At 71.0% G+C, this 13,183-nt stretch carries 9 protein-coding genes; all 9 read left to right on the plus strand.

Annotated features, from left to right (window positions below):
- On the plus strand, positions 1-1,877 hold a 1,877-nt coding region (locus NG1_RS32560), incomplete at its 5' end, for a peptidoglycan D,D-transpeptidase FtsI family protein (protein WP_062977408.1).
- 305 nt (positions 1,878-2,182) lie between these two features.
- Positions 2,183-3,766 carry a UDP-N-acetylmuramoyl-L-alanyl-D-glutamate--2,6-diaminopimelate ligase gene (locus NG1_RS32565; protein WP_062977364.1) on the plus strand — a complete coding sequence of 528 codons (1,584 nt, stop codon included), beginning with the start codon at positions 2,183-2,185 and terminating at the stop codon, positions 3,764-3,766.
- Positions 3,763-5,301 carry a UDP-N-acetylmuramoyl-tripeptide--D-alanyl-D-alanine ligase gene (locus tag NG1_RS32570; protein ID WP_062977366.1) on the plus strand — a complete coding sequence of 513 codons (1,539 nt, stop codon included), beginning with the start codon at positions 3,763-3,765 and terminating at the stop codon, positions 5,299-5,301. Before NG1_RS32565 ends, NG1_RS32570 begins: the two co-directional genes overlap by 4 nt.
- Positions 5,298-6,374, plus strand: a complete 1,077-nt coding sequence (mraY, locus tag NG1_RS32575; RefSeq protein ID WP_062977371.1) for a phospho-N-acetylmuramoyl-pentapeptide-transferase — start codon at positions 5,298-5,300, stop codon at positions 6,372-6,374. Before NG1_RS32570 ends, mraY begins: the two co-directional genes overlap by 4 nt.
- Before the next feature lie 47 nt (positions 6,375-6,421).
- Positions 6,422-7,879: a UDP-N-acetylmuramoyl-L-alanine--D-glutamate ligase gene (murD, locus tag NG1_RS32580; protein WP_062977373.1), complete on the plus strand. Its 1,458-nt coding sequence runs from the start codon at positions 6,422-6,424 to the stop codon at positions 7,877-7,879.
- A 147-nt stretch (positions 7,880-8,026) separates the two neighbouring features.
- On the plus strand, positions 8,027-9,523 hold the full coding sequence (ftsW, locus tag NG1_RS32585) for a putative lipid II flippase FtsW (protein WP_084499366.1): 1,497 nt from the start codon (positions 8,027-8,029) through the stop codon (positions 9,521-9,523).
- Positions 9,520-10,626, plus strand: coding sequence for an undecaprenyldiphospho-muramoylpentapeptide beta-N-acetylglucosaminyltransferase (murG, locus tag NG1_RS32590; RefSeq protein WP_062977375.1), 1,107 nt, complete (start codon positions 9,520-9,522; stop codon positions 10,624-10,626). The genes ftsW and murG overlap by 4 nt, the downstream gene beginning before the upstream one ends.
- Positions 10,623-12,146 (plus strand): UDP-N-acetylmuramate--L-alanine ligase, encoded by a 1,524-nt coding sequence (gene murC / locus NG1_RS32595; protein ID WP_062977377.1) that lies wholly within the window; start codon positions 10,623-10,625, stop codon positions 12,144-12,146. Before murG ends, murC begins: the two co-directional genes overlap by 4 nt.
- A gap of 6 nt (positions 12,147-12,152) precedes the next feature.
- Positions 12,153-12,875 (plus strand): cell division protein FtsQ/DivIB, encoded by a 723-nt coding sequence (locus tag NG1_RS32600; RefSeq protein ID WP_373686204.1) that lies wholly within the window; start codon positions 12,153-12,155, stop codon positions 12,873-12,875.
- Positions 12,876-13,183: the final 308 nt, after the last annotated feature.

Genomic DNA, 13,183 nt, shown 5'->3' on the forward strand with positions numbered 1-13,183 from the left:
CGCGCCGGCGACGTGGGCCTGCGGCGCCGCGCGCCGCGGGCAGGCAGCGGCCCTCGACCAAAGCTGTCCCGGACGGTCCGCTCCGGTTGCGTCTCGGCGTCGGCCGGGTGGTCATGCTCGTCGCGCTCGCGGTGGTCACGATGCAATTGCTGTGGGTGCAGAGCGTCGCCGCGCCCGGACTGTCCGCCCAGGCGGCCAGCCAGCGCACCACCCATCAGCCCGACCCGGCGATCCGCGGGCCGATCAACGACCGCAACGGCAAGGCGCTGGCCTTCACCGTCTCGGCCAAAGCCCTGCACTTCCGGCCGGTCGCCGTCCGCAAGGAGCTGGCGGACGCCAAGGCCAAAAACGACAAGGCGTCCGATCCGGACCAGCGGTTGCGCGACATCGCGCGCACCATCCACGAGAAGCTCGGCAAAGACGCGCCCGCGGAAGCGGACCTGCTCGCGAAGCTGAACAGTGACGAGCAATTCGTATTCCTCGCCCAGAACGTGGATCCCCGGATCGCGGACGAGATCACCGAGAAGTTCCCGCAGGTGGGCTCCGACCAGCAGAGCCCCCGGGTGTATCCCGGCGGGTCGCTGGCGGCGAACGTCGTCGGCGCCGTCGGCTGGGACGGCCACGGGCAGGTCGGGCTCGAGTCCTCGCTGGACTCGGCGCTGGCAGGCACGGACGGATCGCACACCTACGATCGCGGTTCCGACGGCGCGGTCATCCCCGGCAGCTGGCGTGACGAACAGCCCGCGGTCAACGGGTCCGCCGTCGAACTCACCCTGGACTCGGATCTGCAGTACTACGTGCAGCAGCAGGTGCAGCAGGCAAAGGCCGTGTCCGGTGCGGGTTCCGCTTCGGCCGTCGTCTTGGACGCCAAGACCGGGCAGGTCCTGGCGATGGCCAACGACAACACCTTCAACCCCGGCCTCGGCCCGCAGAAGTGGGCCAATGCCCAGCTGAGCAACCCGTCGGTGACGGACGTGTTCGAGCCGGGCTCGGTGAACAAGATCGTCACGGCCGCCGCGGCCATCGAATACGGCCTGACCGATCCGGACGAGGTGCATCAGGTGCCCGGCGCCATCCAGATGGCGGGCGTCACCGTGCACGACGCCTGGGCGCACGGCGTCGAGCCCTATACGACCACGGGCATTTTCGGCAGGTCCTCCAATGTGGGCACGCTGATGCTCGCGCAGCGCGTGGGCGAGGACCACTTCGCCGACATGGCGCATCGGTTCGGGCTCGGCCAGCGCACGGGCATCGGCCTGCCGGGCGAGAGCGCGGGCCTGATGCCCGACCGTGATCAGTGGTCCGGCGGCACCTTCGCGAATCTCCCGATCGGGCAGGGCCTTTCGATGACGACGCTGCAGATGGCCGGCATGTACCAGGCGATCGCCAACGACGGCGTCCGCATCCCGCCCCGGATCGTGCGCGCGAAGATCGCGCCGGACGGCACCCGGACCGAGGAGACCCAGCCGGACGGCGTGCGGGTGGTGAGCAAGCAGACCGCCGCCACGTTGCGGACGATGTTCCAGGCGGTGGTGCAGCGTGACCCGATGAACGCCAACCAGAACGGCACCGGATGGCCCGCGGCCATCACCGGCTACCAGGTGGCGGGCAAGACCGGGACCGCGCAGAAGGTGGACCGGAATTGCCGGTGCTACTCCACGTCGTCGTTCTGGATCACGTTCGCGGGCATGGTCCCCGCGGACAATCCGCGGTACGTGATCGGGCTCATGCTCGACGCGCCCGTCCGCAGTTCCGACGGCTCCGGCGGCGGTTCGGTCGCTCCGCTGTTCCACAACATCGCCTCCTGGGCGCTGCAGCGCGACCGTATTCCGCCGTCCGCGCAGCCGTCCAGGCAATTCGTCCTGCAGGCGGGGTGATCGAGCTTCCCGGCTCGATGTGACCGGGGTGTGCGAGCGGTAGCGAAGACATCGGATCTGTGCGGAGGAAACAGCAGGTGAGTGCGGTGTTCGAGGAGCGAGGGCACGCGGCGGACCGCCGTGCGCGCCGCGTCCTCACCCGGTGGCGTCCGGGCGCCGCGTGGCGCGGTCCGGACCGGGTGGGCGAACCCGTAGGGTGCGGTGGGCGACCTCCCCGGGTTTGCGATGGGGCGCATGGTCCCGCCGTGACCGGTCGCCGGTAACCTGACACGTCGATCACCGCCCCCGAAAGGAGCCTGGTTTCTGTGCAGTCCGGTCAACCGCGCGCATTGCGGCCAGAGCATTCGCCGTCAACGCCGCTGGCGTCGCTGGCCGCCGTCATCGGGGCCGCGACGAGCCCAGAATCGGCTGTACACGGCGTATCGGTCACCGGCATCGAGCAGCGCTCGGATGCGGTGCTCCCCGGTGACCTGTTCGCCGCGCTGCCCGGCGCCCGCGCGCACGGCGCGCGTTTCGCGCGAGACGCGGTCGCCCAGGGCGCGGTCGCGGTGCTGACCGACGTGGCGGGCGCGGAGCTGGCCGGGCCGCTCGGGGTGCCGGTGCTGGTGCGGGAGAACCCCAGGGCCGTACTCGGCGAGCTCTCGGCGACGATCTACGGCAATCCGTCCGAGCGGTTGCGCATCGTCGGGATCACCGGGACCTCGGGCAAGACCACCACCTCCTATCTGGTGGAGGCGGGTCTGGCCGCCGAGGGGCTGTCCACGGCGCTGATCGGCACCATCGAGACCAGGATCGGCGGCAGGCGGGTACCAAGCGCGCTGACCACCCCCGAGGCGCCGCAGTTGCACGCGATGTTCGCGCTGATGGTCGAGCAGGGCGTGGACGCGGTGGTGATGGAGGTGTCCAGCCACGCGCTGACGCTGGGCCGGGTGGACGGGGTGCGTTTCGCGGTTGGCGCGTTCACCAACCTGTCCCAGGACCACCTCGACTTCCACGCCGACTTCGAGGACTACTTCGCCGCCAAACGCAAGCTGTTCGAACCGGATTCGCCGGTCGCGGCGCGCACCGCCGTGGTCTGCGTGGACGACGAGTGGGGGCGGCGGCTGGCCGCCGGTCTGGCGAACCCCGTCACCGTGTCGACCACCAGCACCGCCGCCTGGAGCGTCACCGGGGCGGTGTCGGCGCACGGCGGCGAACAAGACTTCACCGCGGCGGGTCCGCACGGGGAAATTCCCGTGCGCCTGCGGCTTCCCGGCCACTACAACGTCGCCAACGGGCTGCTCGCGGTGGCGGTGTGCGCCGCGGCGGGCGTCGAGCCGTCGGTCGCGGCGCCCGCGTTGGCGACCGTGGACGTGCCCGGCCGGATGCAGCGGGTGGAGCGCGGGCAGGACTTCCTGGCGATCGTCGACTACGCGCACAAGCCCGCGGCGCTGGAGTCCGTGATCGCTACGCTGCGCGGGCATCTCGCGGCGGATACCGCGGGACGGCTCGCGGTGGTGGTCGGCGCGGGCGGCGATCGGGACGCGGCGAAGCGGCCGCTGATGGGCGCCGCGGGCGCGCGCGGCGCCGACCTGCTGATCGTCACCGACGACAACCCGCGTACCGAGGACCCGGCGGCCATCCGCGCCGCCGTGCGCTCCGGTGCGCTGGAGGTCCCGGCGGCCGAACGCGGCGAGGTGCGGGAGATCGGTGACCGGGCGGAAGCGATCGCGGCCGCGGTGGCATGGGCGCGCCCCGGTGACGCGGTGCTGATCGCGGGCAAGGGACATGAGGCAGGGCAGGAGATCCAGGGCGTGAAGCACCCGTTCGACGACCGCGATGTACTCGCGGCCGTCTTGGAAAGACGCAGTCCGCAAGGAAACCACGCGGAGGACTTGACGGTTTCATGATCGAGATGACACTGCGGGACATCGCGGACGTCGTCGGCGGCACGCTGCACGACGTCGCAGACCCGGAGGTGCGAGTGACCGGTGCGGTCGAATTCGATTCGCGTCGAATCGGTTCCGGCGATCTGTTCCTGGCGCTGCCGGGCGAGCGCTCCGACGGCCACGACTACGCGGAGGCGGCGATCGCCGCGGGCGCGGTGGCGGTGCTCGCGGCGCGGCCGGTGGGCGTGCCGGCCATCGTCGTCACTCCCGCCCGCGGCGCCGTGCCGTCGAATTCGGTTGCGCTCAGCCATGATTCGGATGGATCCGGCGCCGCCGTGCTGACCGCCCTCGCCGCGCTGGCCCGCGCCAGCGTGTCGCGTCTGGCCGCCGACGGCGGACTCACCGTCGTGGGCGTCACCGGCTCGTCCGGCAAGACCTCCACCAAGGACCTGCTGGCCGCCGTCCTGGCGCCGCTGGGCGCGGTGGTGGCGCCGCCGGGTTCGTTCAACAACGAACTCGGCCACCCGTGGACCGCGTTGCGTGCCGACGCGGGCACCCGCTTCCTGGTGCTCGAGCTGTCCGCGCGCGGGCCGGGGCACATCGCCGCGCTGGCCGAGGTGGCGCCACCGAGCATCGGGGTGGTGCTCAATGTCGGCACCGCGCATCTGGGCGAGTTCGGCAGCCGCGAGGCGATCGCGAAGACCAAGGGCGAGCTGGTCGAGGCGTTGCCGCCGACCGGGCTCGCCGTGCTCAACGCCGACGATCCGCAGGTCGCCGCGATGGCCTCGCGAACGTCGGCGAGGGTGGTGACCGTCGGCCAGGCCGCGAACGCCGAGGTGCGGGCCACCGACATCCGGCTCGACGACCAGGCCAGGGCCGAGTTCACCGTGCACACGCCCGTCGGCAGCGCCCCGGTGCGCCTGGCCGTGCACGGCGAGCACCAAGTGGGCAACGCGCTGTCGGCGATCGCGGTCGCGCTGGAATGCGGCGCGGACCTCGATACCGTCACCGCGGCGCTGTCCGGTGCGCGTGCCGCGTCCGCCCGCCGGATGGACGTGCGGACCACCGCGGACGGGATCACGGTGGTCAACGACTCCTACAACGCCAATCCGGATTCGGTCCGCGCCGCGCTCAAAGCGCTGGTGAGCATGGCCCGCGCGGCGGACACGCCGCGGCGCAGCTGGGCGGTGCTCGGTGAGATGGCCGAGCTCGGTGAGGAATCCGTCATCGAGCACGACGCCATCGGACGGCTCGCGGTGCGGCTGGATGTCAGCCGGGTGGTCGTCGTCGGCACCGGAAGGCCCGCCCGCGCGCTGCACCAAGGCGCGGTGATGGAAGGGTCCTGGGGTGAGGAATCGATCCTCGTACCCGACATCGAGGCGGCGATCGCACTGCTGGACAAGGAAGTCGCCCCCGGCGACGTGGTGCTGGTCAAGGCATCGAAGTCGGTCGGCCTCTGGGAGGTCGCCGAGCATCTGACCGGCCCGGGCGCTGTGACCGCACGCGGCGGCGCGGCGAACAACGGGGCGGGACAGGACACGGAGGCAGCAGGATGAGACAGATTCTCTTCGCCGCGGCGATCGCGCTGACGGTCTCGATCCTGCTGACGCCGCTGCTCATCCGCTTGTTCGCCAAGCAGGGCTTCGGGCAGGAGATCCGGGTCGACGGTCCCGCCAGCCACCAGGCCAAGCGCGGCACCCCGACGATGGGCGGCGTCGCCATCCTGGTCGGCATGTGGGCCGGTTACCTCGGCTCCCATCTGATCGGCATCGGCTACGACGCCGATGGTCCGTCGGCGTCGGCGCTGCTGGTGCTCGGCCTGGCCACGGCGCTCGGCGCGGTGGGTTTCGTCGACGACTTCATCAAGATCCGCAAGCAACGCAACCTCGGTCTGACCGCGGCGGGCAAGTATCTCGGCCAGCTGTCCGCGGCCGTGATCTTCGGCATTCTCGCCTTGCAGTTCCGCGGCGGGAGCGGGCTGACCCCCGCCAGCAGGCACCTGTCCTACGTGCGCGACATCAGCACGGTGACCATGGGCGTGGTCGTGTTCCTGGTCTTCGTCTGCTTCGTGGTCGTCGCCTGGTCGAACGCGGTGAACCTCACCGACGGACTCGACGGGCTGGCCGCCGGATCGATGAGCCTGGTGCTGGGCGGCTACGTGATCATCACGTTCTGGCAGTACTACCACGCCTGCGAGACCAAGCCCGAGACCGGCTGCTACAACGTGCGCGATCCGCTGGACCTCGCCCTGGTCTGCGCCGCGGGCGCGGCGGCGTGCGTCGGCTTCCTGTGGTGGAACGCCGCGCCCGCCAAGATCTTCATGGGCGACACCGGTTCGCTCGCGCTCGGCGGCCTGCTGGCGGGCCTGTCCATCACCACCCGCACCGAGCTGCTGATGATCGTGATCGGCGCGCTGTTCGTCGCCGAGACCGCCTCGGTGGTGTTGCAGGTCGCGGTGTTCCGCACAACGCGCAACCGGTTGTTCAAGATGGCGCCGTTCCACCATCACTTCGAACTCAGCAAATGGGCCGAGACGACGGTGATCATCAGGTTCTGGCTCCTGGCCGCGATGGCCTCCGCCGTCGGGCTCGGGCTGTTCTACAGCGAATACCTCTCCGCGGTCGGGTGAACGAGATGGTCGAACATTCTCCGCGGGCCCTGCGCTCGCCCGGGCCCATGCTGGAATTCCTGCGCGGCCGTGACGTCCTGGTCGCGGGCTGGGGAGTCTCGGGACGCTCGCTGGTCGAACCGCTGCGCGACATCGGCGCGCGCCCGGTGGTCACCGACGGCGGCGCCGCCGCCCTGGCCGAGGCGGCCGGGCTCGGGCTGGACGTGGCCACCGCCGCGGAGCTGGAGAACACCGACTGGAGCCGGTTCGCGCTGGTGATCACCAGCCCGGGCTGGCGGCCGGACTCGCCGGTGCTGGCCTCCGCCGTGTCCGAGGGCACGCCGGTGTGGGGTGACGTGGAGTTCGCCTGGTGGGTCGACCAGGCCAGGATCTACGGCCCGGTGCGCAAATGGCTGGTCGTCACCGGCACCAACGGCAAGACCACCACGACCCAGATGACCCACGCCATCCTGCGCGCCGCCGGCATCGCCAGCGTCGCCTGCGGCAACATCGGCCTTCCCATCCTGGACGCGTTGCGGCGCAACCCCGGTCCGCAGGTGCTCGCGGTCGAGCTTTCGTCGTTCCAGCTGCACTGGGCGCCGTCGGTGCGCCCGGAGGCGGGCGTGGTGCTCAACGTGGCCGAGGATCACCTGGATTGGCACGGCGGCCTGGACGCCTACGCCGCCGCCAAGGCCAGGGCGCTGGTCGGCAGGGTCGGTGTGGTCGGCCTGGACGATCCGGTCGCGGCCTCGCTGGCTCGCAAGTCCAAGGCGCGCCGGACCGTCGGTTTCCGGGTCGGGGTGCCCGCCGACGGCGAACTGGGCGTGGTGGACGGCAAGCTGCTCGACCGCGCGTTCACCAAGGCCGCGATCCTGGCCGAGGTGGGCGACATCAGCCCGCCCGGTCCCGCCGGCGTCGCCGACGCACTCGCCGCCTCCGCGCTGACCAGGGCGATCGACATCGCGCCGCAGTTCGTCCGGGAGGGCCTGATCGAGCACAAGGTCGGCCCGCACCGTGCCGCGTTCGTGCGCGAGCTGGCCGGCGTCGAGTTCGTCGACGACTCGAAGGCCACCAATCCGCATGCCGCGCGCTGCTCGATTCTGGCGCATCCGCAGGTGGTCTGGGTGGCAGGCGGCCAGCTGAAGGGCGCGCACGTCGAGGACCTCGTCGAGGAGGTCGCCGACCGCCTGGTCGCGGCCGTGCTGATCGGCGCCGACGCGCCGGTGATCGCGGCCGCGTTGGCGCGACACGCGCCCGAGGTCCCGGTGGTCGAGCTGATCGCGGGAGACGATGCAGGGATGGGTGACGAAGCGTCGAGAACCGCCGCGGCCGACGCCGTCATGGCGCGCGCCGTGCGAGCGGCCGCCGGGTTCGCCCGCCGCGGCGACACCGTGCTGCTGGCTCCGGCCGCCGCGTCGCTGGACATGTTCGCCGATTACACGCACCGGGGTCGCAGCTTCGCCGCGGCGGTGCACACCCTGGAAGAACGTGACCTGGGAACCACCGACATCGGAGGTTTGCGGTGACCGCCGACCGGGGCGGGTGTGATCCGGACGCCCACTCCGGTCGGTCGAACCACCTTCGCGGACCGGCGGGCACACCGCCGCATCGCTTTCGGCGCCGAGATATCCCGACGCCGCTCCGGTTACGACCGAGGGTGAACCGGGGGGCGCATGGTGCGTAAAGGTAACGGCACGCGGTCGACAGCGAAAGCGGGTACCCAGAAGACCGGCGCCCAGCCACAGCGGAGCCGGGCGTCGGGTATGGGGCCCGCGGCGTGGCTGGCACGCCCGCTCGCGTCGTTCCACCTCGTCGTTACCATCGCGACACTGCTGACCGCCCTGGGACTCGTCATGGTCCTGTCGGCGTCCGGAGTCGTCGAATACGCGGAAGGCGGGTCGGCGTACTCGCTGTTCATCCAGCAGACCCTGTTCGCGGCGATCGGCGCCGTCCTGTTCTATCTGGCCCTGCGGGTTCCGCTGCGTCTGTTACGCCAAGCGTCGTTCCCGCTGTTCGCGATGTCGGTGCTGGCGCTGGTGCTCGTCCTCGTTCCCGGTATCGGCACCCGCGTTCAGGGCGCCCGCCGGTGGCTGATCCTCGGCCCGGTCTCGGTGCAGCCGTCCGAAGTCGTGAAGGTGACGCTGATCGTCTGGGGCGCTCACCTGCTGGTCTCCCGGCGCGCGATCGGTTCGGGTCTGCGCGACATCCTGGTTCCGCTCGTCCCGGCGGGTGTGCTGGTGTGTCTGCTGATCGTGGTCCAGCCGAACCTCAGCACCACGGTCGCGGTCGGGATCATCCTCGGCGCCCTGCTGTGGTTCGGCGGCCTTCCGGTCCGGTTGTTCGTGACGATCGCGGTCTCCGGCGTCGTGGCCGCGGGTGTGCTCGCGATGTCCGCCGGATACCGGTCGAATCGGGTCCGGTCCTTCTTCAACCCGGGTTCCGATCCGCAAGGCGACAATTACCAAGCCCGGCAAGCCCTGTATTCCCTGGCCGACGGGGGGATCTGGGGCAGAGGACTTGGGCAGAGCCGGGCCAAGTGGAGCTACTTGCCGAACGCGCACAACGACTTCATCTTCGCGATCATCGGCGAAGAACTGGGCTTCCTCGGCTGCGCGCTGGTGCTCGGACTGTTCGCCCTGTTCGTCTACACGGGCCTGCGCATCGCCAGCCGGTCGGCGGATCCGTTCCTGCAACTGCTGACCGCCGCCGCGACGACGTGGATCGCCGGGCAAGCCATGATCAACATCGGGTACGTGGTGGGTCTGCTGCCGGTCACCGGACTGCAGCTGCCGCTGGTGTCGGCCGGTGGCTCATCGCTCGCGATCACCCTGCTCATGTTCGGGCTCATCGCCAACGCCGCTCGACACGAGCCGGAGGCCGTCGCGGCGCTGCACGCCGGACAGGACGGTCGTTTCAGTAGGCTGTTGCGGTTGCCCAAACCCGAGGTGTACGCACCGGCCCGGGCGAGTTCGGCCCGCCGCGGCCGGGCGCCGAGGCAGGCCGACCGCGGACCGTCCGCGCTCCCGCGGGGGCGGGGCGGGCGGTACAGCGCGGAACCGCCGCGGCGCCGCTCGCCGGAGAGCCGCGGCACCAGCTCGGCGCGCGCCACCAGGGCTTGGGAACCCAGTTATCCGGTCAATCACGCAAGAGAACGGGGAAGATCTAGGTGATCTCGGTAATCGTCGCGGGCGGCGGCACGGCGGGCCACATCGAACCGGCACTGGCGGTGGCGGACGCGTTGCGGCGGCTCGACGATTCGATCCGGGTGACGGCACTGGGCACCGAACGCGGGCTGGAGACCCGCTTGGTCCCCGAACGCGGCTATCCGCTCGAGCTCATCCCTCCGGTCCCGCTGCCGCGTAAGCCGACCGCCGATCTGCTTCGGTTGCCCGGCCGGGTACGCGCCTCGGTGGCCGCGACCCGGGCGGTCATCGACGCGGTCGAGGCCGACGTGATCGTCGGATTCGGCGGCTACGTGGCGCTGCCGGCGTATCTCGCCGCGGGCGCGGGCGTGCTGCGGCGCAGGCGGCCGGTTCCGGTGGTGGTGCACGAGGCGAACGCCAAGGCCGGTATCGCGAACAAGGTCGGCGCCCGCCGCGCCGCGCGGGTGCTGGCGGCGGTCCCGGACTCGGGTCTGCCCAACGCGCGCGTGGTGGGCATCCCCGTGCGGGAATCGATCACCGGATTGGACCGCGCCGCATTACGAGCCGAGGCGCGGGCGCACTTCGGCCTGCCGGCCGAAGGACCGGTACTGCTGGTCTTCGGCGGTTCGCAGGGCGCGCGAACCCTGAACGAGGCGGTCTCCGGCGCCGCGCCCCAGCTCGCCGCCGCGGGTATCTCGGTGCTGCACGCGCACGGCCCCAAGAACACGCTGGACGTGGACGATTCCGCCGGTGCGGACGGTGTCCGGTACGCGGCGGTGCCGTACCTGTCCCGGATGGACCTCGCCTACGCCGCCGCCGACGCGGTGGTCTGCCGATCGGGCGCGATGACCGTCGCGGAAGTCTCCGCGGTGGGGCTGCCCGCGTTCTACGTGCCGCTGCCGCATGGCAACGGGGAGCAGGAGCTCAACGCCCGGCCCGTGGTGCGCCAGGGCGGTGGCAGAATTGTCCCCGATTCCGAGTTGACGCCGAAGTACGTGATCGATGAGGTGATTCCGCTGCTCATGGACCCCGCACGGCTGATCGAGATGGGCCGGGCCGCCGCAGGCGCCGGGCACCGCGACGCCGCCGACGAGGTGGCGCGGATCGCGATGGAGGTGGCGCGCCGATGAGCGACACCACCGCCGACCAGGCCACGCCGGACGCCGTCACCGAACGCACAGCTCTGCCCCCGGAGCTGGAACGTGTGCACATGGTCGGCATCGGCGGGGCCGGGATGTCCGGCATCGCACGGATCCTGCTCGCCCGCGGCGGCGCGGTGTCTGGATCGGACGCCAAGGAGAGCCGTGGCGTGCTCGCGCTGCGCGCGCGCGGCGCGCAGGTGCGGATCGGGCACGACGCCACCGCCTTGGACCTGCTACCCGGCGGCCCGACCGCCGTGGTCACCACATACGCGGCCATCCCCAAGACCAATCCGGAACTGGTCGAGGCCAACCGGCGCGAGATCCCGGTACTGCTGCGCCCCACCGTGCTGGCGTCGCTGATGCGAGGGCATCGCACCCTGCTCGTCTCCGGCACGCACGGCAAGACCTCCACCACCTCGATGCTCATCGTGTCGTTGCAGCACTGCGGGGTCGACCCGTCGTTCGCGGTGGGCGGTGAGCTGAACGAGGCGGGCACCAACGCCCACCACGGCACCGGCGACATCTTCGTGGCCGAGGCCGACGAGAGCGACGGCTCGCTGCTGCAATACGACCCGGACGTCGCCGTGGTCACCAACATCGAGTCCGATCACCTGGACTTCTTCGGCTCCGACGAGGCCTACGTTCAGGTCTTCGACGACTTCGCCGACCGGCTCGCCGCGGGCGGCCTGCTGGTGGTGTGCCTGGACGATCCCGGCTCGCGGGCGCTGGCCGAGCGGGTCGGCGAGCGCTTGGCCGAGCGGAACGTCCAGGTCCTCGGCTACGGCTCCGGCGACCTCGCGGACGCGCCGGTCCCGGTGGGCGCCCGGCTGCACAGCTGGGAGCCGCGCGACGTCGGCGGCATCGCGCAGTTCCAGCTCGCCGACGAGGCCGCGCCGCGCGCGCTGCGCCTGGCGGTGCCGGGCAGGCACATGGCGCTCAACGCGCTCGGCGCCCTGCTCGCCGCCCGGGCCGCCGGCGCCGAGGTGGGGGAGATCATCCAGGGCCTGGAGGGGTTCGGCGGTGTGCACCGCCGGTTCCAGTTCGCCGGGCGGGAGAACGGCGTGCGGGTGTTCGACGACTACGCCCATCACCCCACCGAGGTGCGCGCGGTGCTCGGCGCCGCCGCCGAACTGGTCCAGCAGGAGGCGCGCGACGGCGCCCGGTCCAGGCAGGGGCGGGTGATCGTGGTCTTCCAGCCGCACCTCTACAGCCGCACCGCGACCTTCGCGCAGGACTTCGGCGCCGCGCTCAGCCTGGCCGACGAAGTCGTCGTGCTCGACGTCTACGGCGCGCGGGAGAAGCCGCTGCCCGGCGTGAACGGTGCGCTGGTCGCGCAGTCGGTGACCAAACCGGTGCACTACCAGCCGGATATGTCCCGGGTCGGGCGCCAGGTCGCTGGGCTGGCGTTGCCGGGCGACGTGGTGATCACCATGGGCGCCGGTGACGTCACGATGCTGGGCAGCCAGATTCTCGACGGATTACGGGCGCGTCCCCAGCACGGACGGTGACCCGGCGTGCGCGGGGTCGACTCGGCGCGCGCGGCCGGGCGCCGCGCGGGTGATCGGTTCGGCGAGATCGAATGGCGCCGGATTCGCCTGTGGGGATTGCTGAGCGTGTGCGTTCTCGCAGTGCTCTGTGTCATCGCCTGGTTCACCCCGGCGCTCTCGGTACGCACCGTGCGGATCGAGGGGGCGGTGGCGGTCCCCGAGCAACAGGTGCGGGATCTGCTCGAAATTCCCTCCGGCCGCTCGATGCTGCGAATCGACACCAATGCCGTCGCCCGGCGAGTGGTGAGCATTCCGAAGGTGCGCTCGGCACGGGTGCAACGGATATTTCCGTCCACCGTCCGGGTGACCGTGGTCGAGCGCGCCGCGGTGCTGTACTACGACAGCCCGCAAGGCGCGCATCTACTGGACGCCGACGGCGTCGAATTCGCGGTCGAGCCCGCGCCGATCGGCGTGCCGAAGTTGGTCACCGGTCATCCCGGCGGCGCCGATCCGGTGACCGCGGCGGCGGTCGCGATACTCGCCATCGTGCCGCCTGCGCTGGCAGTTCAGGTGAGCGAGGTTGCGGCCCGGTCCATTTCGGATATTTCGCTGAATCTGAAGGACGGCCGCACGGTACTCTGGGGCGGGAGCAACGACGCCGAGCGAAAGGCGGCGGTGGTGTTGCCGTTGTTGACGCGCCCCGGAACGGTGTTCGATGTGTCGAGTCCCAATCTGGTCACGGTAAAGTGATCCACACCCATTGCGCCCAGGTAATTTTCAGCGGTCCGGAAGTGATTCCGGTGCCGAGAAGGGGGCCGGGGGGCAACCGTTCACCATACGACGTGTGGAGCGGCGAGACGAGCGGGATCACGCAAGATTCTGTCTCTCGTTTCGGCGCGCCTGCGCGCGTATCGCGTCGGCTGCGAATAGCGTTTCGCAACAGTCGGATACTTGACATAACGCTAACCCTATGGTTGAGCTTTAGAGTTTGCCCGAGCCGCGGTTCGCTCTTCGCAGCGACCCGACCTCCGGATCGGGCCTACGAGCGGTGTGCCGAG

Source organism: Nocardia gamkensis NBRC 108242 (assembly GCF_001612985.1).
In the GTDB taxonomy this organism is placed as follows: Bacteria; Actinomycetota; Actinomycetes; order Mycobacteriales; family Mycobacteriaceae; genus Nocardia; species Nocardia gamkensis.